Raw genomic sequence first — 24,945 nt, 5'->3', positions numbered from 1 at the left:
AGTGCGTCAAAGGTAAGTTGTTTGTATTTTGGTAATTGTTGTGAGGCAAAGAGTTGGAATCGTTTCTTTAGAAGGGCAGCACATTTGTAGGAGATTCTTAATCTCTTACTAATCTCAGTTGAGGTGACTACCTTAGGATGCTGAATCATGCTCTCGTAGAAAACGTAACTAAACATCCACAATGGAAGTTTCATGTGATGAAGGGGGGTGTAACTCAAACGTGACGTTAGATACCTACATCTTTCGCATCGGATCAATTCAGGCTGAGTTGAGATTTCTTTCGTTAGTAAAGTGTCGAGGCAATTCGGACAATATTTTGGGTAGAAGTCATTCAGGATCTTCTTAGTTAAGTTCGTAAAGAAGTCGACGTTGATTGTCGGATTCTTACGTTTCTCTTTCAATTGTGCTGACGTTAGAGGCTGAGGGCGTGTTGGCTGAATGGGGGTGGAAATTTTTGCAGTACTAAAATTCAGATCCTGGGCGATCCTCATTTTAGTAGGTTTCTTACGCTGTGTTTCGGGGACTTGGGTAAGAAATTGAGTCTGTCGGTTGGGCTTGGTTCTGAGAAACGAGATCGATCTTTATCCGAAATCAAAATTTACGGAGAATCTCATCTTAGAAAAATCGGAAGTCCCATTTCTCCCGGCACAAGACTTGAAACTCAAAACAGGAACATAAGAGTCAGCTTGGTTTCCAAAAATTTTTGATAGAAAGGAGTCGGAAATAATATTTCTTTTCAAGTAAAAAAGAACCCGAGAGGAACTTTCAACGTTGTTCTTGAGATCTAAATTTGAGAATTATGTAAATATTTTCTTGAAAATGAAGATTCGAGTCTTAGAGTGTTCGAATCTAAGTCTTTATGAAAATTTTGGAGTGTAGGATGTTCCGAGAAATGAAAAGAATTATTGTTTTAACTCTTACTTTTGGTCTGTTGTTTTTTTCGTCTTCCGTTTTTGCAGCAGGAACTTATTCAGAAGGTTGGGCCGTTGTAAAACTCATTCAGTTTGAGAGTCGCGGGCTTGTCTTTGATTCTCACGAAGGGCTCCTTGAATTTACGACTTTCAATAAAGAGGAAAAATGCGACGCTTCAAAAGACGAATGTTTTTCCCCTCTCAAGGAAAAGGTAGAATTTAGTGTACGTCCGGAGAACGGAGAAGTTGTAAATTTTTTGAATAACAATCTAAATCAAGAAATTCTTGTTCAGTATAGAATTCATAGATTTGAACCGATTGCTCTTTCTACCGATTTTGAAGTGATCGGAGCCGTGAAACAACTTCCATCGATTCCGAAAGACATCTCAGACAAAATTATTGTCGAGAAGTCGGGTGCTAAACGTAACTTCTCCGTTGCCGGAAGGATTCTAAAATTAGAATATCAAGGAACGATGATTGGAACCTATGAAGGTCTCTATTTGGATGAGGTTCGTGGAAAAGTTCATCCTTTTTCGATCACGAATGAAAGTGTTGCTACCTTTGCTTGGGATACTATGAAATTCGGGACGAAATACTTTATCGGTGTTTCGGTCGCTTTTGCAACGGGTTGGAGAAAGTCCGATTTTGATATTTTCGAAATCAACTATAAATCTCCAGCGGGCGGTGCTTATCCTGAAATGAAGAAGTGATCTTGTTGTAAAGAAAGGATTTTTATCAGGAGTGGGCGGAGTTCCGTCCTCTCCTGAGGTTTGAGAGCTTTGTTTGAATAGATATTTTTAAAATTAACCTTTCTCTTTCTCGAAAGATTTATCCAAGTCTATCAAATCTGTCAGCCATTCTGAAAAATTCCCAGCCCTGTCTTTGATTCTCGCTTGAAGTAAAATTCGTTTCTTAAATTTTCTGAAGTTTTTGGGAATTCTTACAAGGATCATTTTTCGATCGGATTCAAATTCATAAGGATAATTTTCCCCATCCAGGAGAATTTCAGCGCCTCCTCCATAACCGGAACCAATATCTGATACAGAATACATCCTTTCGATGATGGAATTTGGTCGGACCTCCGCCGCAAATCTATGACGGGAGATCAGATATGGGTGTTCAATCCTCGGTTTAGAGCGATCTTCCAGGACGGCAATGATTCCGATTTTACTTAAGATTGCGATAGTTCCTTCTCCGGAAGAAGTTGTCTTTAGCACTCCCCAACGTTTGGTTCCTTCTTCAAAGAGGAAGAGATTTTCTCCTTTTCCCATTCTTTTCCCTTTCCAGAGGAATCTAGCTTCTCCGGACCAGCTGATTCCAGTCGATTCAATCTCAATCAAGTCGCTTTTGAGGACGAGTCCTTCTGGTAGAAGTTGATCTGGCGGTGTTCCGACCTTTTCAAAGAGAATCTGGCCTTTTCCAAAAGTGTTCCCTTTCGGAGTATTCAGAGAGAGTCTTCTGTCTTTAGACCAATATTCAGTCGCAGTAGCTTTTTCGATTTTTCCTCTCGACCCAGTATTGAGAATTTTTAACTTCAGGGAAGAGATATTCTCCTCTTTATCTCCCGCGATAATCTCCAGTGGAATCTCGTCTCCCTCAGGGAAAAGTCTTAAGTCGATGCTTGATTTTTGATTTGGGAAAAGATTGTACACATAGACCGGCGGGTTGAGAGAAGAACGATTCGAATCGTAGATGGATTGATGGTCTTTCGCTTCGTTATAGCTCAGCTTCTCAAATTTTCTCTCGTAGAGAGTCTGAAGTCCGGAGAGAAGTTTTGCGAAATAGAGATTATTCTTATTCCTGGAATTCATTCGATCAAAGGCACCCAGTTTGATCCAGACCTCTCCGCCTATCTTTAGTGGTTCCGAATCGTTTGTTTCATAAATTCCATTTTCCTTTTTTATCAGAGGAATTCGAAATTTTTGTCCATCGGACGAATCAATGTACAAAACCAGCATTTCGGGCGGAGTTCCGTCCTTGTCCGTCATTTTCAGATAAGCCAGTGGATTAAACGTGTCCCCATTTCCGTGAAGTTCGAAGTGCAAGTGCGGAACTCCCGTTCCTGATTCCCCGATTCTTGCAACTGCCTGACCTTGTTTTATGGAGAATTTTTGGTCGGAAAATTTTATTGAAAAAACGCCATCGCTCAAAAGATGAAGAGCCTGTCTTAAATTCTCCAATTCTTTCTTTGCACCCTCTAAATTGAAAAGATGTGCGAACTTTGCCCGCAACCCGGAAGGAGAACGGACCATCAGATTTAGGCCGTATCCGGTCGGTGATTCTGAAATCGATTCCACAAATCCGTCGAAAGGTGCGATGGCCGGAAGACCGTTCACATGGAACGTCTTAAAGTCGGCCCCCATGTGCAGATGGTGGACTCTATATTCCGCGAAAGAACCGGAAATCGGCGTTTGAAACTCCATTGGGAAGCGGAGCTTTCCCTGAAGTTCGGGAAAGAGCTGAAATTCTGGACGGTCCTCCGCCCTCAACCCGCCCCAGGACAAGATTAGGATTGAAAATAGGAAAGCACATCTAACAACAAAGAATCGAATCATCCTCCTAAGAAACTGGAACTCAATTCGAAATTTGTAAAGCTGAAAAGCATATCCTAAAAATCTCTTGCCCGGAGGTACGACCAAGAAAGATCCTTCTAACTATGTCCTTTGCCCGTCTGGCATTTTCGATTCTAACAATCCTCTCCCTTTTTTCCTGCACTTATTTTACGAGAGAACCAAGAAACCCACCCAAGATCGACGGGGTTCCGATTCCGGATGATCAGAGAAGGCTCTACGTACAAAACTTCAGAAACAATTCCTATGGAATGGGAATTCAGACCCTTCTTACAGAACTCGTTCAATCCGAAATCGATTCGAGAGGAAGATTTATCCAAACCAGAGAAAAGTCTCTCGCGGCGTATCGACTCTACGGAGAAGTGGTTCACTATCAACTCGTGGGAAATCTCTTGGACCAAGGAGGCCAGTCGATCTCTCGAGAGTTGCTCGTGATCGTACGATTGGAACTTCAGAAAGCCGGAGGACAAAAAATTCTCTTAGAACGAGAGGAAATTCCAGTTAGAATTATCTTTTCAGATCAAGTTGGATATCGAGAAAGCGAGAGCCAAGCTCAGTCCCGTCTCCTAAAAATTATGGCCATCCGGATCGCAGAAGAGATGGAAAGAGCCTGGTATTTTTCTATTGCCGGAAAGATTGATCCCTGATAATCTTGACCCGCCCCTTGAGTAATCTCTTTATGAACCGAGAAAAACAAGAAGCCATTCTTAACAAAACAGAACCCGCGATCCGCATGGAAATGCAGACTTTTTCCGAATACCTTCAGAAAGAAGGACTCAAGATCACGAGCCAGAGAATGTTGGTCGCGGAGAGAATTTTTTCTCTCCACAATCACTTCACCGCGGAAGGACTCTTGGAAGAATTCAAAGATCAGAGAGATCAAATCTCCAAAGCGACGATCTATCGAATTCTTTCGATCATGGTTTCCGCAGGACTTCTCCAAGAGCACAACTTTGGAAAAGATTACAAATATTACGAACACATCATCGGACACAAACATCACGATCATATCATCTGCACGGTTTGCGGAAAAATTGTGGAATTTGTAGATGAAAGAATCGAACAGCTTCAAGAGCAAGCGGCGAAAGACAACGGATTCAGAATCACAGGTCACAGTTTAAACATCTACGGGACCTGTAGCGAACACACTTCCGGTAGATGATTTTTAGAACAACTTCCGAGGATTCAAAAACTCGAGCCAGAACCGGAATTCTCGATCTCAACGGAGTGAAACTAAACACTCCTGTTTTTATGCCCGTGGGAACGCGTGGTGTTGTCAAAACGCTTGATACAGAAGACTTGGAAGAACTTGAGTATTCTCTAATATTAGGGAATACCTATCATCTCTATCTGCGACCCGGAACTTCCGTCTTGGATCAGTTCGGAGGATTGAAGAAGTTCATGACTTGGAAAGGAGCTCTTCTCACGGACAGTGGAGGCTACCAGGTCTTCAGTCTCAATTCTCTCTTTAAATATGAGACGGACGGCGTCCGCTTTCAATCCCATATCGACGGAAGTCGTCATTATTTCACACCGGGTTCTGTGATCGATGTGCAGAGGAGCATCGGATCCGACATCATGATGGTCTTGGATGACTGCGCGCCTTTTGATTCGAGCCCGGAACGTCTGAGACAATCCTTGGATCGAACCCATCGTTGGGCGGAAATGTCCGTAGAACATTGGGAAAAGAATAAGAATTCTCAACATCTCTTTGGGATTTTTCAAGGAGGAATCGATCTGGATTTTCGTCTGGAGAGTTTGAAAACGATCGCCTCATTACCGTTTGACGGAATTGCCATCGGAGGACTTTCTGTCGGAGAGCCGAGAAAGGATTTTATAAGAATCTTAGATGGAATTTCTTCTCATACCGATCGAAGCAGACCTCTCTATTTGATGGGAGTGGGAACAGTTCCCGATATTTTGGACGGAGTGAAGAATGGAGTCGATATGTTTGACTGCGTACTTCCGACCAGAAACGCGAGAAACGGACAAGTCTTTACTTCTTTAGGAAAGGTCAATCTCAGAAATGAAAAATGGAAGAACTCCGACGCGCCGATGGATCCGAATTGTCAGTGCAAAGTTTGCAAGAGATATAGCATCGGCTATATCAGACATCTTCATCACGTCGGAGAAATCACAGCATTCTCACTTTCAACGTTTCATAATTTATTTTTTATGAAAAACTTTCTCTCGGAGATTCAAAAATCCATTCAAGAAGGAGAATTTTTAGAAACTTATGCCAGATGGAAAAATTTGTACGAAAAGCCTGAATTTTCCGGTTGACTATTTAAAGAATCGCCTTTCCTTTAGTAGAGCTGGCCGGAAAGAGACAGAAAGGAGTTGCTGATTATTTATGGAAATAACCAGAAGAGAAAGCGGGAACATTGTGATTCTGGACATAAACGGAGAGATCGATCTCTACAATGCCCCAGAGATAAAAGATGTAATCGCTAAACTCATCGAGGAACAAAAATATTATACCATTATCAATTTGGAAAAAGTTTCCTACATTGACTCTTCTGGTATTGGTGCACTGATTTCCAGCCTCTCCAACCTGAAAAAGTATCAGGGGGGACTCAAAATTATCAATGTCTCTGGGTCGGTAAGAAAGGTATTCGAGCTTACAAAGCTTACTTCTTTCTTTGAGATTTTTGATAATGAAGCAGAGGCAGTGTCTGCCTTCAAGTAAGATCGGATTCTTAATTTATCCTACCTTTTCTGAAAACCTGGTGCCGCAATGAAATCTATCCAAAGAAAAATATCCTCCGTTTTTATAATTTTACTCACAGGTGTCCTGATCGCCTGTGGCGCTGAACTTCCGATTCAGGAACTAAGTGACGCAAAGAATTCAATCACGAGAGCAAAGTCGGCAGGCGCTGAAAAATATGCTCCAGCAGAATTAGAGGAAGCTCGCAAGAGTCTCTTGAATGCCCACCAAAAAGCATCGGAAGAAGATTTAGCAGAAACAAAGAAATCAGCGGACTATGCGAGAGCCAAGGCTTTGGACGCCTCCGAAAAATCCTTTCCTTCCACCGTGGACGAAGCTAAGAAAGAATCGAATACAGCTATCGACTCCGCCGACGAAGCCTATGCCTCCCAACTTGCTTCCGAACCTTACAATACCGCTGTTCAACTTCGGAAAGAAGGGGATACACTTCGGGAAACTGCGGATAGAACCTTAGAATCCTATCCAAGAGAATCCGGAGATGATGCAAAGTTAAGAACCCGTTTAGCCGCTTTTGATCAGTATGAAGCATCTCGTCAGAAATATGCAGATTCTAGAAAGTCAGCAGATGAATCCAAAGTGTTGGCTCTTTCCCAGAAACAACAACTCATTGATTCTCTTGCAGACATAGAAAAGAATCTGAGTGATGCAGATAAATATGCAGAAGGAAAAGACCCTGAGGTTACGGAAACGAGAAACCGTTTGGATTCCGCAAAAGCCAAGATTGAAGAAGGAAAAATCAAAGACGGTTACGCCGAAATCGATGATATCCGCAAAAAATCAGGTGAACTCGTAGCAAAAAATATCAAAGCCTATGCTGAAAAGCAAAAGGAACTTGCGAAGCAGAGCATCGCTTCCGCTACAACAAAATTAGCATCCTTTGATAAAACGAAAATCAACGCTTCCAGAGATTTCCAGGTTTCTTACCAGAGAGCCGAAGAAAATCTAAAGGCTGCCGAAGAATCCAGAGTTTCGGCAGAGGATCTCTATTCTTCCGAAAAGTATGAGGACTCCATCGCTCGTTCCGAAGAAGCAATTCGTCTTTCCAGAATCGTGGTAGACCAATCTACGGAACTCGCTGAAAGAATGGAGAGAAAATCCGGAGACAACGTGGCGAACCGGGATACAAAAACCGGAAAGGATGAAAAAGACAAGACGCAGACTACGAACGATGGAAAGAATTCTTCCTCCAAAATGGGAGAAGACGGCTTACCGGAAGGTTGGACACGTTATGTGGTTCGTAAAAAAGTTCCTGCGGATTGCCTCTGGAGAATTGCAAAAGATAAGAGACATTACGGAACTTCTAAACTTTGGAAAAGAATCTACGAGGCCAATCGTGGAAAAATCAAAAATCCAAACTTGATCTTCCCAAAACAAGTATTACTCATTCCTCCTGCAAAAGGACCTACGAAGTTTGATAAAAGCAAGGTCCCGAGTAAGAAAAAACCAGCTGCTGCGGAAGAAGTGGAAGCAATTGAGCAAAATCAAAAACCGGCAACTACGGAAGAAGCGGAACCTGAAACCGGCGGCGAGGATGGAGAGAGCAAAAAGAAGAATGAAGTGAAGGAACCGGAAACGTCCGGAGACGACGCCGGTTCGGAAGCTGCTCCTGAAGAGGAAAATGCCGAAGAGGAAAATCCGGAAAATCTACAGTAAGAATTTCGGTTCTTCTAAAAACGAAGGCTTGGTCTGGAGACCAAGCCTTTTTTGTGTCCGGAGTTCCGTCCACTTTTTCGAAAAAACTCAGAACTTCTAAAAAATCGACCTTTTCAATCCTGCGCTTTCATTTTACAAACTCGAGAATTCCGCCGATCACGGCCGGTATACCGGCCAAAACACCTGCGACGAAGTTGGTTCGGCCTTGTTTTTTGCATTCTTCCAACTTCTCCATTTCATCTTTCGCGGAACCTTCGTTAATTTTCTGAGTTTTTTTAGAGACAAAATCCAAATAGGTATAATTTCCCATCAAACCGAAAACCAAAATTCCTCCGCCAAATGCAGAGTAGGGAAGATCTTTTTCAAAAAAATAAGCCACAATGACCGAGGCGCCGAAGATAAGAGCATAGTAAATGATTGCGATCGAATACATTTTTCGATAAGCATACCAGATCGGTCCTAAAAATACGGAAGCCCAGTTCCAAGAATAAATTTTCATCGCCGAAGAATTCTTTTTCATTTTTTCCCATTTCTTAAAATAATACTCGGCTCTGTTTCCAATAAATTCTCGATTTAAGTCCTTCTCGTATTCGTTTAAAAGATTTTCTAATCTTTCCTTTCCTTTTCCTCTCACTTTGGATCTCCTTTTTGATTTTTCGACTTTTTCGAGGGGTTATCCTTGCAACAGGTTCTTGTGATTTTTTTGATTCTTAAATTCTTACTTTTGTTTTTACGTTAGATTCTCTTTACAATTTCAAATTTGATTCTTTTTTTCCCTTCTTGGCCCGGAAATTACCTGAGATGAATCCCGGCATTTTTTCCAAAACGAGAAATTTGTTTCCTTTCGAGGCGAACTCGGTATTCCACTTTGTTTTTTTGTTGGAAAGTTTCGAAAATTGAATCCAAGCCCGCTTTTTTTGGATAAGATTTTAGACATTCCCTTCTCTACTTCGAAAATTCTTTCCTTTCCGGTTTTTAAGGTCGAAAATTCAGACTCTGGGGACGGTTTCTTATTTTGTCATTCTCCTTGAAATTCACTTGATTGTGGCCTCTGAATTGGAAAACATTCTTTAGTATTGAAATGAAGCGCGCTTATACTCATCCGATTTCCTCCCTCGATTTTCAAGATTACGAAACCTTAGTCTCCCTCGCGTGGAGGGAAGACTGTCCGGAGGAGGACATTACATCCGTATCCCTTTTTTCTCCCGAAAAAAAAGCAATCGCCAACCTCAACGCAAGAGAACCCGGAATCCTCTGCGGAACCGGTGTATTAGAAGTGTTGAATGTTCTTTCGGGAAATTCCATCCAGTATGAATTCTTTAAAAAAGATTCGGATGCATTTGCAAAAGGGGAAACACTTCTCAAAATTCAAGGTAGCCTGATCGGCATTCTTCGTATTGAACGAATTCTTTTAAATTTTCTCCAATATCTTTCAGGAATTTCAACGCGCACGGGAGAAGTCGTTTCCAAATACGGAAAAAACGGCCTTATGATTTTAGATACCCGGAAAACTCTTCCCGGTTACCGCAAACTCGCGAAGTATGCCGTTTATTGCGGAGGGGGAAGCAATCACAGACTCAATCTTTCGGAGATGGCGATGATCAAAGACAACCATCTTGCGATGTATTCTTCGGCTCACGAACCCGTCGGCAAGATTCAGTCGAAATTTCCGGGAAGGCTCGTGGAAGTGGAAATTGATTCTCTCTCACAACTCGAAGACGTGATCACATCCGGAGCGGACGTGATTCTTTTGGATAACTTTTCAATCGAAGATACGAGGACGGCTTATAAGATCTTAAAAGAACGCGCCCCTAAAATTCAGATCGAATTCTCAGGCGGAATCACTCCCGAAAAATTGGAGGCCCTCTCCGAGTTTTCAGGCGCCGGGGTGAGCATGGGATATCTGACTCATACGACTCGTTTTCTGGACCTCGGTCTGGATATAGAACAAAACTGAGGATGGGATTTTTGAAAGCTCCAGCTTCCAAAGAAATGCTTTTAGAAGGAGTTCGGGAAACTCTAGGAGACAACGCATACGAATCCGTCTTAAAGGCGTATGACGTGTCCGAAAAGGCTCACCAAGGACAGTTCCGTCTCTCCGGTGAACCGTATATCGTACATCCTCTTCAAGTAGGATATCTTCTTTTCGAACTCGGTTTGGACGAAAAGGTCATCTGCGCCGGTCTTCTTCACGACGTTATCGAAGACACGGAATATTCCCGCGATGATATGATTCGGGATTTCGGAGAAGATATCACCGATCTCGTGGAAGGTGTCACGAAAATTTCCAAGATCAAAAGCCAATCGAAGGAAACCGAGGCTGCGGAGAATATTCGTAAGATCATCGTCGCTACGATAAAAGACATCCGAGTCATTTTGATCAAACTCGCCGATAAAACTCACAACATGCGGACTCTTTCGTTTCAACCGGCGGAAAAACAAAGAAGAATCGCGCAAGAAACGCTTTCTCTTTATGCGCCGATCGCCGGAAGACTCGGGATTTATAAAATCAAATCGGAACTCGAAGACCTTGCGTTCCAGATTCTCAATCCGGAAGAATACCAAGACGTTAAGAAAAACATCAATTCCAAGAAATCGGAACGAGAAGGTTTTATCGAAACCCTGAAGATCATTCTTCTCCAGAGGCTTTCCGAAATTCAGATCGAAGCCGATGTGGATGGAAGGGCGAAACATTTTTATTCCATCTATCGAAAGATGAAGCTCAAGGAAAAAACCTTTCACGAAATCTTTGATCTTCGCGCGATCCGAATCATTGCAAACGAAGTTAAGGATTGTTACGGTGTATTAGGAATCGTGCATACTCTTTGGAATCCGGTTCCGGGTCGTTTTAAGGATTATATCGCAACTCCTAAAACGAACATGTATCAGTCCCTTCATACGACCGTGATCGGACCGGACGGAAAACCTCTCGAGGTTCAGATTCGAACCAGAGAGATGAACGATATCGCGGAATACGGGATCGCCGCACACTGGATGTACAAGGAAGGAAAACCTTCCACGGGAGGAAAGAGCGTAAAGGTAAAATGGCTCGAACTCTTGAGTTCTTGGCAGGATTCCGCTCTGGATCCAAAAGAGTTTGTAGAAGAACTAAAATACGATCTTCACGAGGACGAAGTCTTCGTCTTTACGCCGAAAGGCGAGATTCTCCAGTTACCAAAAGGTGCGACGATCTTAGACTTTGCGTTTCGTATTCATACCGATGTCGGTTTAAAAGCAAAGGGTGGAAGAATCAACGGAAGAATGCTTCCTCTTCGAACCGAAATTCGTTCCGGAGATCAGATCGAAATCATCACCGATAAAAGAACCAAACCTTCTCCGATCTGGCTTCGGATCGTAAGAACTCCTTCCGCGAGACAAAAACTCAGAGCATACTTTCGAAGACTCAGAGAAGAAACCAAAAAAGATCTCCAACAAGAAGCGGAGTTCGCCGCCGAGATTACGCTTAACGCGGACGTCTTGGAAGAGCTCAAGAAAAAACCTTCCTCGAAACCTACGAAACAAATCGACTTAGCCGCAGGTAAGGTCGTAGTCGCGGGCCTTCGTGGAATTCCGGTTCGACTTTCGGGTTGTTGTTCTCCTCTTCCGGGCGACGAGATCATCGGCTTCGTTACGAGAGGAAGAGGCGTGAGCATTCATAAAAAGGGATGTATTACCGCCAAACAACAGGAACAAGAAGAATCCATGCGTGTCATCACGGTCGAATGGGATTACGGTCAGAGCGAATCCATTCCTGTTTTGATCGAAGTGAAATCCAAGGATCGTCAAGGTATCTTTATGGAAATCGTAAAATCCATTTCCAACACACAAACCAACATTCGAGAATCCAAAGCCTCTACGGATCAGAGAGGAAATCTCGTTGCTAGTTTTGAAGTGGAAGTGGAACATTTGGATCAGCTCAAGGAAATTCTGAGCAATCTAAAACAAATCCCGGACGTTTATCAAGCTCATCGAATTAAAAATTAACACGAGGTAACTTTTTTTGAAAAAGATCTATCAACTTTTTATTTACTGTTCTTTTCTTTTTGTCTCAGCGGGCGTTCTCATTCAGTGCGGCGAAAAAGAAGAAGCCGATACTTCCGCGGTTGTTGAAGACGTTCTTTGGAAAGGGAATCCGGATTCGATTCCGGCGGCGCTTCGAGTTCCAAACCCGATCGTTTCTCCGGAAGCAAAAAAGGGGGGAACCTTTCGGATCTATAGCCATCAGTTTCCGAAATCTTTAAACTACTATTTGGATCAATTTTCGACAACCGCGCATATTTTCGGTCTGATGTTCGAACCTCTTCTCGACTATCATCCGATCACACTCGAACCGATTCCACATCTCGCTTCTTCTTGGAAGATTTCTCCGGATAAAAAGAAATTTACTTTTACAATCGACGCGAACGCGACTTGGTCGGATGGAAAACCGATCACGGCGCATGACGTTCTTTTTACATACGAAACCCTGATGGATAAGAACAATAACACGGCTTTTTTTCGAATCGATCTTTCCCGATTTGAAAAACCGGTCGTTTTAAACGACCGAGAAATCGAATTCACTCAGAAAGAAATTCACTGGTCCAATTTTAACACAATTGCGAATTCACTCTACATTCTTCCGGCGCATCACTTTCAAGGCAGAAACTTCGATAAGGAGAATTTTGATTTTCCTGTGGTTTCGGGGCCTTATTCGATGTTGTCCGCAAAAAAGGGTCGTTATGTAAAGATGAGAAGAAGAGGCGACTATTGGATGCGAGCCTATCCTTTTTACAAAGGAATGGATAACTTCGATACGATTCTATTTAAGGTTTACAACGAAGAACCGATCGCGTTTCAAGCATTCAAAAAAGGTGATATTGACATTTATCCAGCTTATACTGCTTCCTTTTGGGTAAAGGAAGCAGTTGGAGAAAAGTTCGAAGAAAATTATATACTTAAGCAAAAATTTTATAACGCTAAACCTATTGGTTTTCAAGGATTAGTATTTAACACTCGAAAAGAAATTTTTTCTGACGTTAGAGTAAGAACTGCGATCGCGCACCTTGTGGATCGAAAACTTCTCATTGAAAAACTTGCCTACAACGAATATGAGGAGACGAACGCATTCTATCAAGATTTGTGGCCGTCAAATTCTTCTCCCAATCCTCCTATCGATTTCGACGTTAAGAAGGCGAGAGAACTTCTCGCACAAGCCGGTTGGAAAACAAATGCAAAAGGTATATTAGAGAAAAATGGGAAAGAATTTAAATTTACTATTTTAGAAAGAGATAGAACGGCTGAGAAATACATGACAGTTATACAAGAAAAAGCCAGGGAAGTGGGAATTGTAATTAATCTGGAGCTTACTGATTTATCGGAATGGAGTTCGAGAGTAGATAAATATGATTTTGATATGACCTGGGCCGCTTGGGGTGGCGGCGTCTTTAAAGATCCGGAAGCAATGTGGTATTCTAAATATGCAGATGAAAAAGGTCAAAATAATCTTGCAGGGTTTAAGAACGAAGAAGTTGATAAACTCATTGAACAACAAAAATCAGAATTCTCTATTCTAAAAAGAAATGAAATCGTTCGAAAGATAGATAAAATTTTAACAAAGGAAGTCCCATATGTTCTCCTTTGGAATACAAATGCCACAAGAATCATGTATTGGAATAAATTTAAATTTCCCAAAAATCCGTTAGGAAAATTTGGAAGTGAAAAAGCAGCATCTTCACTCTGGTGGGTTGATACGGAAAAAGCTTCAACTTTAGAAGAGGCACTGAGGACGAAATCCAAATTGCCGGTAGTTCCAGAAAAGGTTTATTTTCAGTAAGATTTCAAGCTTATGGCTCAGAGAAATCGTTTAGGAGAGTTAGGCGGGGTCATACGCGATTTTTTAAGTTCGCCTAAGATTCCGAACTTTATCGAGCTCTTGGAGAAGGGGCTCGATAAGGAACTCTTCTACGATCCGGATAAGGCGAAACCCGAAATCCCGATCGAAGATCTTCCCGTCGATTTTCGGCTGAGAGAATCGGGGTTCGTGAGAAAAACATACGAGAGACTTTTCCCCGTCTCCCATCTGTTTCGCATAACGCATCGTTATGAAAGAGAGTATCTTGATAACTTCATGCCTCTTTCCGCCGAAAAATATATCGGAAGAGGTTCTTATAAGTTTGTTTACGCACTTCCTTGGAATCAGGTCGTAAAGATCGGTAAATCCAAACTTCCTTCGGATCCGATCTTCGGTTCCTTATACAAACATGTGAATAAGAATCTGGATCGTTATTTGAAACCGGAAGAAATTCATTTGATGGAGTTTTTGAAATCCAAAACATGGGGTCGGTCCGCAAAAGAAGACATTCAGTTTAAATTTTCAAGGCTTGGTTTGGAACGTCTTCATTATTGGAAATTGAAATCCTTGATTCCGGATTTGGTTCTTCCTACTCGTTACTTTATGGGTCTTCGTGCAAGGAGAACTCCGTTCGGAATTCCGATTCTTACTCTAACGCCTTGCGACAATCAGAACCTTCTGCCCGGAAAACATTTGAAGGAATTCATTCGTTTGAATGAGAAGATCCGACAGAATCCTCTGCAAGACGCGTTCTTTCCAAAATGGAAGTTGAACTTTGATACTCATAAGTTCGGTGTGATCAGCCGTTCGAAGTTGAAAAAAATCGCTTTGGATTTTCACCGAGTAATCGAGGTGACAAAACATCTCGCGGAAGAAGAGAAGCTGATCTTTGATATCCATTCGGAAAATATCATCATCACGTTTCCGGATTTTTCTCTGAAGATTTTTGATTATCATGTTTTCGACGAGCATCTTTATGAGCCGAGTAAGGAGAATCCTTCTCCGGAGATCGATCATATCAATACGATCCGCGAGTTTGTTCGTTCTTTCGAGCTAGGGTGAAAGTGGACGGTAGACCGTCCGTTTTTCACGGTAGAACATCCGTTTGAAAAGATGATTTGGGATCGTTGGATTCTAAATTCTAAAATTGAAATTCCTTTTTTTAAATGGATGTAAAAATCTTTTCGAGGATCTCGTTTGGCTGAATTCGAGTCCTTTTTTAAGGAAAATTTCTATGGGATCCTTTGTCGGAGCAAGGATTTCCCGTCTGCAAAGTGGACGGAACACCGCACACTTCCCTCTCACAGAAGACCTTCCTCGTTTTGTAGGTCCAATTTTTCTTTTTACAGAAAGACCTTCTATAGAAGAGTGGATTTGAATTCATTTTCCTAAAAGGACCTTCCAGCAATGATCGATCGATATTCCAATCCTTCCATTTCCAAAATTTGGGAATTAGAGAACAAATTTGAAATCTGGAAAGAAATAGAAATTCTTGCCTGCGAAATCCGAATGAAACGCGGAGAAGTTCCGGCCGAGGACTTTCAGGAAATCAAAACGAAAGCAAAATTCAAAGTGGATGAAATTCTCGAGATCGAGAGCAAGGTTCATCACGACGTCATCGCATTCTTAACCAATATGAATTCCTACATCGGTCCCGCGGGACGTCACGTCCACTACGGTCTTACGTCCTCCGACATAGGAGACACCGCGCTTTGTGTGCAGATGGTTCAAGCGATGGATCTTATCCTAAAAAAAACCGACGAGTTGATCGTCGCGGTAAAAGAGAAGGCGATTCAGTATAGGGATCTTCCTTGTATCGGACGTTCTCACGGAATTCACGCGGAGCCGATGACCTTGGGACTTAAGTTCGCATTATTTTTTGAAGAATTAAACCGAAATCGAAAAAGGATGGCTGACGCCCGAGAAGAGATCGCAGTCGGAAAACTTTCAGGAGCCGTAGGAACTTATTCCAATATAGATCCCGAAATCGAATCCTATGTCTGCGAAAAGATGGGACTTCGCGTCGATCCGATCGCTACCCAAGTAGTATCGAGGGATCGTCACGCGTTTTATCTTTCCGTTTTAGGAGTTACGGCTTCTTCTCTGGATCGAATGGCGACTGAGATTAGACTTCTCCAAAAGACGGAAGGAAGAGAAGTGGAAGAGCCTTTTTCCGTCGGACAAAAGGGATCTTCGGCGATGCCTCACAAAAGAAATCCTGTGATCTGTGAAAGAATCTCCGGGCTCTCCAGAGTGATCCGTGCGAACGTAAACGTAGGATTGCAAGACGTAGCCCTCTGGCACGAACGGGATATTTCTCATTCTTCTGCGGAAAGAGTTGTACTTCCCGATTCTACGATTGGACTGGAATACATCTTGGATAAGATGCTCTTCGTGATTAAAAATATCCACGTCTATCCGGATGCGATCGAAAGAACGTTAGGCGTCACACGTGGTTTGATCTTTTCGCAAAAGGTTCTTCTTGCGCTTATCGAAAAAGGAAAGATCGTTCGCGAAGACGCGTATCTCATCGTGCAAGAACACGCGATGGCGGTCTGGGGGAATCAATCCGAAACTCTCAAAGGAAGACTGGAAAAGGATTCTCGCGTCAATCAGGTTCTCACACAAAAAGATCTGGATGATATCTTTAAGATCGAACCTTATCTTGAAAAAGTGGGACTCATCTACAAACGTCTGGGATTGGAGTAGTGCGGAACGTCGCCGTCTTCGGTCTAGGTTATACCGGAAAGCGCATCGCTGAAAAGCTCCAAGCGTTTCCGGAGATTTCGCTTCGCAGTTTTTCTTCGAAAACTCAAATTTCCGGAACTGAGAATTTCGATTTTTCCGATACGAATTCACTTACAACGTTTTCAAAAAAGATTTCTCCAAAAGAAATCGATCTTGGAATCGTAACTTTCCCGGTTCAAAAACTACAAGATCCTTCTCTCTTTCTGGATCTTCTTTTTGTATCGGTTAAGAATCCGATTCTTCTGGGAACAACTAGCATCTATCGAAGAGATCCCGATATCGTAGAATCGACTCCACTCTTGGAAGATCACGATCGATTTTCCGTGGAAGAGGAATGGCTTCGCAGGGGCGGCAAAATTCTTCGTCTCTGCGGAATCTACGGTCCCGGCAGAAATCCTGCAGACTGGGCGAGAAAAGGATTGGTAAAGAAGAATTCGAGACAACTCAATCTTATACACGGGGACGACGTCGCGCTTACGGTTGTTCGTCTAACACAACTCATTCGGGAAAAGAATTTTGAGATTCTTCCGAACGTCCTCAATCTTTCGGATAATCAATGGCATACTTGGAAAGAAATTTTTTCCTTTCTGGAAGAACACGATCGAATTCCGAAATCCGAAATCGTAGAGTCCGATCGAGAGGATAGTTTTATCGATAGCGGGCTCATTCGGAACGTGCTTCCTGATTTACAAACAAAAGACTTTTGGGCAGAATTGGAAAATCTGGAAGGAATCAGTGATCACTGAAATTACGAATATCTTACATTTCTTTTCGATAGGCGGGTTGATTTCTCTCCTTCTTTTTTTCTCGCTTCGTCATTGGTATGATATCCGAGGAAAGATCGCCGTCTTCTTTATCTTTTCGATTCTTTCTTATCTGATCCTCAATTTGGACGTAAACGTTCAGATTCCGCCGATGATCCGGAATCTTCTTTTCTTATCGGTTTTGGCTTTGCCCTTTTTTTACTGGCTCATTACGTTAGCCGCGTTTGAAGATCATTTCGAAATCAAAAAATGGTTCTGGGCGCTCCTCGCGGGAAAACTGATCATCTCAACGATCGCGACATATCCTGAACTTGGACAAATTTCTCTGCGTGGTCCCGTGGAATCCGAAAGAATTCTATCCCGGATTCTTTTACCTTCGATCTTTTCTCTCGGTTTTGTTTTGACCGCGATTATCCAAACCTACATCGGAAGAAAGGACGACCTTGTAGAATCCAGAAGGACACTCAGGCAGATTCATATTCTTATCTCCGGAACGGTAATCGCACTCAATATCTTCTCCCATCTTTTCTTACGCGGAAAGGAAGTTTCGGAAATCTTGGATTTGATCAACGGGGCACTCGCTTGGGGACTCATTCTCGCCTTTCAATTTTTGATGTTCGAACTCAAAGACGGTCTCATCCAAAAGAAAGTGGGAATTTTAGGAGAGGAAAAACCTCCAGCGGTGGATCCGATTCTTCAGAAAAAACTCATCGATTCATTTGAAAAAGAGAAGATGTATCGCTCCGAAGGTTTGACGATACGTGGTCTTGCGGACGAACTTCAGGTTCACGAATACAAACTCAGAAGGCTTATCAACGGCAATCTTGGGTTTCGCAACTTCAACGATTTTCTCAATCGTTATCGAATTCAAGAGGCGTGCGAGATACTTTTAGATCCGGGTAAGGATGAGATCCCCGTCATTCGAATCGCAATGGATCTCGGTTATCAATCTTTGGGGCCTTTTAACCGCGCTTTTAAGGAACTTACGTCTCTCACGCCGACCGAATATCGAAAAAACCGAGTAGATCCGAAAATAAACCTGAACGATTTTGAAAATAGTAAGCCTAAATAAATTTTCCAGGCCATAATAAATGGAATTCTACGAGTCTTATTTTGTAGAATTGGAGAAAAGAAGAATGTCAGAATTGCTTTCAAAGGTCGGTTATACAGGATTTTTCGGGATAGTCTGGGGAACCTTGTTCATACGTTATGTGCTCTTTGCCGGGGGAGCGTTTCTGATCGTTTGGATTTTTTTAGGTAAAAAACTTTCGCACAAACTCATCCAAGGGAAAAAACCGGAATCCGCAAGAATTTGGCACGAAGTAAAATATTCCCTGATCACGTTTTTTGTCTTTGCACTTTCCGGTATTTTTACTGCTTGGTCTCAGGTAAACGGATACAATTTCATTTATGAAAAAGTCTCCGACTACGGAATTGCTTATCTGATCTTCAGCATTTTCGCTTTGATCCTTTTGCACGACACTTACTTCTACTGGACGCATCGGATGATGCACCATAAACTTTTATTCAAAAGTTTTCATCTCGTTCATCATAAATCGACAAATCCTTCTCCGTGGGCGGCGTTTTCTTTTCATCCTCTGGAAGCGATCGTAGAGGCGGGGATCATTCCGCTTGCGTCCGTTCTTTTTCCCCTTCATCAAGGGGCGATGCTCGTATTTTTCGTTTATATGACTTCGCTTAACGTTTTGGGCCATCTCTCTTACGAACTCTTTCCTTCCTGGTTTTTAAGAAGCAAGTTTACGAACTGGCACAATACGACGACACATCACAACATGCATCATAAGTATTTCAACTGTAACTTTTCCCTCTACTTCAACTTTTGGGACAAGATCATGGGAACCAACCATGAAAAATACAAGGAAACATTCGAAGATGTCTCTTCTCGAAGTCCAAACTCGACCTCGACGGGATTATCCGATCCAATCGGAAAAACTGAAGAGACGGCAGCGGCCTAACTACTCCTTTAAAAGAATCCTTATTTGAGAGGAAAAAAGACGCGTGTAGTATAAGCTATGTTAGACGTCGTCTCTTCCAGACGACCTTTGAGTTGGTGGGTGAGCAGGGAAATCAATTCTGTTCCCAGAGAATCTTTTTTCGGAGGAGAATTCGGATCCTTTCCGGGGCCGTTGTCGATAACTTCGAGACAGGAAGAATTCTCCTTTCCCATCGTAAAACTAACCGAAAGTTTTTTTATTCCCTTTACTTTTGGAAACGCGTGTTTCATCGAATTTGTTATGAGTTCGTTTAGAATCAAACCTAAGGGAATTAAAATTCCCTGGTTTAACACCAATGAATCGCAATGAACGGAGGTTTTGAGCTCTTTTTCATCGTAACCGAAAAAATGCATCAGATTTGAAATCAGTTTTTGGATATAATCCGGGAGAAAAATCTGACTCTCCACACTTTTGGAATATAATGTTTCATGAATCATCGCCATAGACGCGATCCTATTTTGACTATCCTCCAAAACTTTCTGTACAGTAGGTTCTGCGGAGTATTCCGATTGAAGTCCTATCAAACTTGATAAAACTTGCATATAGTTTTTGACCCTATGATGGATTTCCCTTAAGAGTAATTCTTTTTCCTTTAGGGAATTGCTAATCAATTCCTCCGCTTCTTTGGGCAAAGAGTAGTCTATGATAACTCCCTCTAAGGCTTGTAGAACTCCTTGAGAATCGAAAACCCCCATACCCTGTTCGAAACACCATTGAATTTTTCCGTCTTTCTTTCGGATCCTATAAGTAAGTTGAAACGGTTTTCCCGCTTCAACCGATTCCGAAACCGAAGTTTCGACCTGGACGCGATCCTCCTCCAATATAAGATCCCCGAAATCGAGGGTCTTGTTTTCTAAAAACTCGTTCGTAGAATAACCGGTGAGTTGTTGGCAGCCCTCGCTGATATATTCCATGGACCAGAGGGGAGGATCGTTCTTGCAGCGATACACAATCCCGGAAATATTGCTGATGATCGTGGAGATTTGTCTCTCGCTCTCTCTTAGCCTTTCTTCAACCATCTTCAAAGACGTAATGTCTACGATCATCGCGAGAGCGCCGTCGTAATTGCCCGAATCGTCATACAAAGGATTTGCCGAGGCGATCGCGAATCTTTTCTCACCCAGCCGATTTACGAAGTTGTATTCTGAGATTTCAGTCTTTCCCTTTTTTCTCTCTTCCAGACGATAGGCAACCGAGTTTCTGCGTTCCGGCTCTACGACGTCCAAAATGTTCACACCCAACATCTCTTCGGGTTTTAGTCCGTAGAGTTCTCCGATTTTTGGATTAGCAAACGTTGTATTTCCCGCTTTATCTATGATCCAAATTCCCTCTTGAGAAGTGTCTATTATCTTTTTGTAAAGTGAATCGAGTCGGATCTCCGATTCTCTAGACCACTCGAAGTATATCAGTAAAATTGAAATTGCCGAACTCAATCTAAAAAGCCCGCCTAACAAGAAGCCGATGATCGCGAAGTCGGAAATTCCTCGCAATAGCGGATAATCGAGGATATGGATTCCCCAGAGAATGAAGTTCCATCCCGCGATTTGATTTCCTTTATAATACGTGGAAGGGATTTTTAAAAATAGAATCCCCGAATAGATGTGAGCCCCGCCGACGATTAAATAGATAGGAGCCGATGCAAGATCGGAACCCGGGAAATAAATCTCTTCGAAGATCGCCCAAATAAAACCGGTCGGAAATAACAAAAAGGTATGTTTTGGGATTTCTTTTTTTAGAAAAAGAAAACAACCCGCCAGTAAAAAGAAAGCACGAGACACATCCGCAAAATGTGTCGTGATCGAAACCCATTCTTCGGGACCGAGCGTTGCCCGGTAAAGATTTCCAAGAAGGAAAATTAATTGGAAAAACCACGAAAACAACCAGAATAAGAGAAATTTATGTTTCTCGGTCAAATATAAGAATAAATAAACAAGATTGAGAATGATAACCGCTGTGAGTGCAAAAAAAATAGAAGGAATGATCCAGGAAGGCTGCATACGAGATTTGAAATCAATGCCAGAGTAAATCGATCTTTCTCAATCCTGCAATTCATTTTCTGAGGAACCCTACTTTAGAAGTTTCGCTTTTGGAATTAAGATTTTTTTTTGCGGTCCTTGGAAAGAATCGATCTTCCAGTGAAAATCGGATTTTTCAAATCACCGAAGATGGATCGGTTGAAGCATGTTTTTGAGATGAAGATCGGCTAAGAATTTCAAACTCAAGTAAAACCCGCATCGATGGATGCGGTTTTCAGTTTCATTCTTATTGAATCGTATATTCTCTAAGGCAGTAATTTCCGGAAGGATGTTTGTATTCTTTTTTGAGAGTTGTATTTTTGCCAACGGCCGCAGCACGGATCGCAAACTTGTCCATCATTTCCTTTTGCCCGCAGCTTGGAGTGATCACGAGCGCGGATGAAAATTCTTCCCAAGTTTTCCATTTGTGTCTGGAATCGTTGCGGTATTTTCCTTTTTCAAAAGTTTTCATTCTCATCAAAAGATCGATTTCGGAGGCGATCAATCTTCCTTTTTTGTCAAAGTTGAATTCTTCGTGAAATCCGTTGAAGACGATGTATTTTCCTTCCGGAGAAATTTTTGCGGTGAGATCTCTTGCCGGCTGAAAAAGGTCGGTCTGAAATCCTTTTAAACAGAAGTATTGGACCTTTTCAAAACTTTTTGTCAAAAGCCCACCTTCTCTTAGGTAAAGACTTGCGCTCCATAAAAATACGATCAAACCGAAGCTCGTAGCCGCGATTTTTTCTTTTTTAATCGGACTTTCGATAAAACGAAATACCCAAAGCGAGAAGATCGTAAACAACGCAGGTAGAGGAGGGAATACGTGTCTGAGTTGTTTGTTTCCGGTGGTTGCGTCGATGATGATATATTGCAAAAATAGAATGCTCGTAACCGCGACGAGAGGATCTCGAAAGGTTTCGGCGATCGAGGTAAGAACGGTTCCCTTTTTTTCCTGAAGACGGGTTTTAAAAAACCATAAGATCAGAGCGACCGTTCCAAAAAAGAAAATCCGAAAGATCCAAGGTTCTTGAAATACGTGACTCACAGGGCTCGTCGTTGTAGGAGACGCAAAAAGAGCGAAGACGAAACTTTTCACATATTCGTTTACGATCATCTGCGCGTTGATGAGACTCATCACTCGGTCCGGGTTTGCAAAGATCCAGGCAAGCGAAGGAGCGATCGCATAAAGATAGATCACTCGGATAGAGGACGGAGCGATTTTTTTCCATTCTTCTTTTTGAAAGTAGAGAAAAAGATTGAAGTCGATAAAAAGTAGAACGGAGCAATAGTAGATGATCAATTTAAACTGTCTCTGATCCAGGTTTAGGTTTGTGACTACTCTCAAAATCGGTAGTGATAGGACGAGCGCGACGACTAGAATGAGAAAAATTCTTCGAATTCCTCTGTAACGTTTTGTAAACGCAAACTTTACGATTTCGGAATATTCTTTCGGTTTGGAGACGGCTTCGTAGACGACGATCGCGATAAACAAAAGAAGCCCGTACGGATATTTCGTAAAAAATAATCCGAAAAGTGAAAATATCACGGACAACTCTATTTTTTCCTTTTTGTCGAATTCTATTCGATAGGGATCTTCTTCCGTCTGTTTGTAGATTTTATAAAGAGTATAATAAGTCCATAATAGAAAAAACATCCCTTGTGTTTCCAGCATCGAAGAAAGGCTGTAAGAAGGTGCTTCCGTCGTATGAAGCGTGAGCGCAAGAGTAAGAATCGAAACTAATCCCGCTTTCCAAGCCGAACCGGTGATTTGATAAACGACATAGAGGATCGTCGGAAAACAAAGAACGTAGAATACGAGTCCCAAAAAGGAATCTTTCCAAGTGATCGGCATTTCTCCCGGGCTAAGAAGGAGTAAAAGGGAAAGAAAGGACCGGAGTGGGGGCCAGGTGGGAGATTCTAAAAATGGAAAAAAAGCCCTCCAAATACGGAACTCCTTAAAATCCTGATACTGATCGAGGACGACGTTGAGTCGGATGTTTTCATCCCAAGTTAGAAGATCCTTTAGGCTACAAGTCCGGATAAAAATTTCCCAGTTCGCATAACCCATGTAAAACGCAAGTCCCAAGGATAATAAACAAAGTAGAATACCCGGGATCAGAAATTTATCTTTTTTCATCTTCGTCTCCGTGAAAGTGAATTCGTCACTTTCTATCGTTTCTTTGTCTGTTTTGCGTTTTTGGAAGAATACACGTTTTCGATCACATAGAGGGGTCTGTTTTTAGACTCGTCGTTGACACGACTTAAGTATTCCCCGATCATTCCGAGCGCGAGGAGTTGAGTTCCGCCTAAGATGAGTACGACGATCATCATAGAACTCCATCCCGTGATCGTCTCGGAAGTAAAAATCCGAAGATAGATGACGAATAACGCATAAATCGCCCCGCCGAACGCGGTGAAAAAACCGAGATAAGAGGATAATTTTAGAGGAGCCGAGGAGAAGGAAGTAATTCCGTCTAACGCGAATTTGAGCATCTTTCCTACGGAAAATTTTGTGACGCCCTCGAATCGTTCCTCTCTTTCGTATTCGAGTCCGGTTTGTTTGAACCCGATCCACGAAATGAGTCCCCTGATGTAACGATGTTGTTCTCTCATGGAACAGAGGACGTTCGTGACTCTTCGACTCATGATTCTAAAATCGCCCGTGTCGATCGGGATGTCGAACCTCGTGATCTTCTTTAGAATTCTGTAAAATACGTGAGCTGTCAAAAGTTTGAACCAGGATTCTCCCGGTCTTTTTTTCCGCTTTGCATATACGACATCGTATCCTTCGAGTAGTTTTCCATAGAGGTCGTTCACGAACTCGGGAGGATCCTGCAAGTCTCCGTCCATCACAACGACAGCCTCACCCCTTGCGGTATCGATGCCGGCTGTAATCGCAGTTTGATGACCGTAGTTGCGAGACAGATTTACGAGATGAAACCCGCTTGTCTGAGCGCAGAACTTTTTAAGAACGCCGAAACTATCGTCTCTAGATCCGTCGTTGACAAAGAGAACTTCCAAATCGTCTTTTTTAAAGGATCGATTTCGAATCAAAAGGTCTTGGAGAATAAAAAGTCTTCTCGTAAGTTCGGGAATGGTTTTTTCTTCGTTGTAGATCGGGATGACAACGGAAAGGAGAGGAGGTCTTTCGGCCATAAGATGTACCCGTAAGGATTGCAGGAGTCGGCTTTTTGTCCAGAATTATTCCCCGGCTTTCGTCTTGAAGCTTCTTGCTCACTTCTTTGCCGGTATGTCTGCGAAATCGGGTTTTTGCCCTGATTTTTAGTGCTATGCTTAAAAATTCTCTTTACAAATTGCCAGGAAATTAAATTATACTTGCATCCAATATCCAAGTCAGGGTTATGAAAATTAAAGTCACCACGAAAAACGACGTCCACATCATCAAGATTGAAGGGCCGATCAAAGCAGGGAATGAGTTCGAGCTCGGACAAAAAATAGAAGAATACATTTCCAAAGGTGACGTTCCGAAATTTATCATCGATTTGAAAAAAGTTCCCTTTATCAACTCCGCAGGTCTTGGAATGTTTTTGAATATTTACAAACACATCGACGGCTTAAAAGGAAGAATGGTTTTTACAAACCTCAATTCCGATATCGAGAACTTAATGGAGATTACTAAGCTCGCCAGCATCTTTGAAATCTATAAGACTCTGGAAGAAGCTCTTGAATCTTTTGAATACTGATCCAATC

At 42.2% G+C, this 24,945-nt stretch carries 20 protein-coding genes and 1 pseudogene; 15 read left to right on the top strand and 6 right to left on the bottom strand.

Annotation, left to right across the window (positions count from 1 at the left end; translation table 11 throughout):
• A pseudogene (locus JWG45_RS22380) lies at positions 1-575 on the bottom strand (transposase); the annotation flags it as partial.
• Positions 576-880: 305 nt separating this feature from the next.
• Between JWG45_RS22380 and lsa26 the strand changes: the two are divergent.
• The gene (gene lsa26, locus JWG45_RS22020) at positions 881-1,621 is read left to right on the top strand and encodes a surface adhesion protein Lsa26 (RefSeq protein ID WP_205281751.1); all 741 of its coding nucleotides are present in this window, start codon (positions 881-883) and stop codon (positions 1,619-1,621) included.
• Positions 1,622-1,714: 93 nt separating this feature from the next.
• Here the strand turns inward: lsa26 and JWG45_RS22015 are convergent, their stop codons facing one another.
• Positions 1,715-3,466, bottom strand: coding sequence for a M23 family metallopeptidase (locus JWG45_RS22015; RefSeq protein ID WP_205281750.1), 1,752 nt, complete (start codon positions 3,464-3,466; stop codon positions 1,715-1,717).
• Positions 3,467-3,567: 101 nt separating this feature from the next.
• Between JWG45_RS22015 and lptE the strand changes: the two genes are divergently transcribed.
• From lptE to JWG45_RS21990, 5 genes are all read left to right on the top strand, one after another.
• On the top strand, positions 3,568-4,128 hold the full coding sequence (gene lptE, locus JWG45_RS22010; protein ID WP_205281749.1) for an LPS assembly lipoprotein LptE: 561 nt from the start codon (positions 3,568-3,570) through the stop codon (positions 4,126-4,128).
• 32 nt (positions 4,129-4,160) lie between these two features.
• Entirely contained in the window at positions 4,161-4,643 is a 483-nt protein-coding gene (locus JWG45_RS22005) for a Fur family transcriptional regulator (RefSeq protein ID WP_205281748.1), read from the top strand.
• The gene (gene tgt, locus JWG45_RS22000; protein ID WP_205281747.1) at positions 4,640-5,764 is read left to right on the top strand and encodes a tRNA guanosine(34) transglycosylase Tgt; all 1,125 of its coding nucleotides are present in this window, start codon (positions 4,640-4,642) and stop codon (positions 5,762-5,764) included. Before JWG45_RS22005 ends, tgt begins: the two co-directional genes overlap by 4 nt.
• Before the next feature lie 70 nt (positions 5,765-5,834).
• Positions 5,835-6,170, top strand: a complete 336-nt coding sequence (locus tag JWG45_RS21995) for an STAS domain-containing protein (protein WP_002745051.1) — start codon at positions 5,835-5,837, stop codon at positions 6,168-6,170.
• A gap of 48 nt (positions 6,171-6,218) precedes the next feature.
• Entirely contained in the window at positions 6,219-7,862 is a 1,644-nt protein-coding gene (locus JWG45_RS21990) for a lipoprotein LipL71 (protein WP_205281746.1), read from the top strand.
• A 127-nt stretch (positions 7,863-7,989) separates the two neighbouring features.
• On the opposite strand, the gene JWG45_RS21985 is transcribed toward JWG45_RS21990, so the two are convergent.
• Positions 7,990-8,496: a DUF2628 domain-containing protein gene (locus JWG45_RS21985; RefSeq protein WP_205281745.1), complete on the bottom strand. Its 507-nt coding sequence runs from the start codon at positions 8,494-8,496 to the stop codon at positions 7,990-7,992.
• Between the two features lie 447 nt (positions 8,497-8,943).
• Between JWG45_RS21985 and nadC the strand changes: the two genes are divergently transcribed.
• From nadC to JWG45_RS21945, 8 genes are all read left to right on the top strand, one after another.
• Positions 8,944-9,819, top strand: coding sequence for a carboxylating nicotinate-nucleotide diphosphorylase (gene nadC / locus JWG45_RS21980; protein WP_205281753.1), 876 nt, complete (start codon positions 8,944-8,946; stop codon positions 9,817-9,819).
• Positions 9,820-9,821: 2 nt separating this feature from the next.
• The gene (locus tag JWG45_RS21975; RefSeq protein WP_205281744.1) at positions 9,822-11,846 is read left to right on the top strand and encodes a RelA/SpoT family protein; all 2,025 of its coding nucleotides are present in this window, start codon (positions 9,822-9,824) and stop codon (positions 11,844-11,846) included.
• Between the two features lie 16 nt (positions 11,847-11,862).
• Complete coding sequence (locus JWG45_RS21970) at positions 11,863-13,674, top strand: extracellular solute-binding protein (RefSeq protein WP_232380830.1); 1,812 nt, start codon at positions 11,863-11,865, stop codon at positions 13,672-13,674.
• Positions 13,675-13,686: 12 nt separating this feature from the next.
• Positions 13,687-14,754 (top strand): hypothetical protein, encoded by a 1,068-nt coding sequence (locus JWG45_RS21965; protein ID WP_205281743.1) that lies wholly within the window; start codon positions 13,687-13,689, stop codon positions 14,752-14,754.
• Positions 14,755-15,099: 345 nt separating this feature from the next.
• Positions 15,100-16,401: an adenylosuccinate lyase gene (gene purB / locus JWG45_RS21960; RefSeq protein ID WP_205281742.1), complete on the top strand. Its 1,302-nt coding sequence runs from the start codon at positions 15,100-15,102 to the stop codon at positions 16,399-16,401.
• Positions 16,401-17,186 (top strand): Rossmann-fold NAD(P)-binding domain-containing protein, encoded by a 786-nt coding sequence (locus tag JWG45_RS21955; RefSeq protein ID WP_205281741.1) that lies wholly within the window; start codon positions 16,401-16,403, stop codon positions 17,184-17,186. Before purB ends, JWG45_RS21955 begins: the two co-directional genes overlap by 1 nt.
• Positions 17,176-18,276 carry an AraC family transcriptional regulator gene (locus tag JWG45_RS21950; protein ID WP_205281740.1) on the top strand — a complete coding sequence of 367 codons (1,101 nt, stop codon included), beginning with the start codon at positions 17,176-17,178 and terminating at the stop codon, positions 18,274-18,276. The genes JWG45_RS21955 and JWG45_RS21950 overlap by 11 nt, the downstream gene beginning before the upstream one ends.
• Positions 18,277-18,340: 64 nt before the next feature.
• Positions 18,341-19,180 carry a sterol desaturase family protein gene (locus tag JWG45_RS21945; RefSeq protein WP_205281739.1) on the top strand — a complete coding sequence of 280 codons (840 nt, stop codon included), beginning with the start codon at positions 18,341-18,343 and terminating at the stop codon, positions 19,178-19,180.
• Positions 19,181-19,200: 20 nt separating this feature from the next.
• Here the strand turns inward: JWG45_RS21945 and JWG45_RS21940 are convergent, their stop codons facing one another.
• The 3 genes from JWG45_RS21940 to JWG45_RS21930 form a co-directional block, all read right to left on the bottom strand.
• Positions 19,201-21,216 (bottom strand): PAS domain S-box protein, encoded by a 2,016-nt coding sequence (locus JWG45_RS21940; RefSeq protein ID WP_205281738.1) that lies wholly within the window; start codon positions 21,214-21,216, stop codon positions 19,201-19,203.
• A gap of 265 nt (positions 21,217-21,481) precedes the next feature.
• Positions 21,482-23,371 carry a hypothetical protein gene (locus JWG45_RS21935; RefSeq protein ID WP_205281737.1) on the bottom strand — a complete coding sequence of 630 codons (1,890 nt, stop codon included), beginning with the start codon at positions 23,369-23,371 and terminating at the stop codon, positions 21,482-21,484.
• Positions 23,372-23,403: 32 nt separating this feature from the next.
• Complete coding sequence (locus tag JWG45_RS21930; RefSeq protein ID WP_205281736.1) at positions 23,404-24,390, bottom strand: glycosyltransferase family 2 protein; 987 nt, start codon at positions 24,388-24,390, stop codon at positions 23,404-23,406.
• A 206-nt stretch (positions 24,391-24,596) separates the two neighbouring features.
• Between JWG45_RS21930 and JWG45_RS21925 the strand changes: the two genes are divergently transcribed.
• Positions 24,597-24,938 (top strand): STAS domain-containing protein, encoded by a 342-nt coding sequence (locus JWG45_RS21925; protein WP_000695903.1) that lies wholly within the window; start codon positions 24,597-24,599, stop codon positions 24,936-24,938.
• The last annotated feature ends 7 nt before the right edge of the window (positions 24,939-24,945 follow it).

It is taken from the genome of Leptospira ainlahdjerensis (assembly GCF_016919175.1).
Classification (GTDB): Bacteria; Spirochaetota; Leptospiria; order Leptospirales; family Leptospiraceae; genus Leptospira; species Leptospira ainlahdjerensis.
The sequence above is the reverse complement of the archived record's forward strand: the minus strand, read 5'-3'. Positions and strand labels throughout refer to the sequence as shown.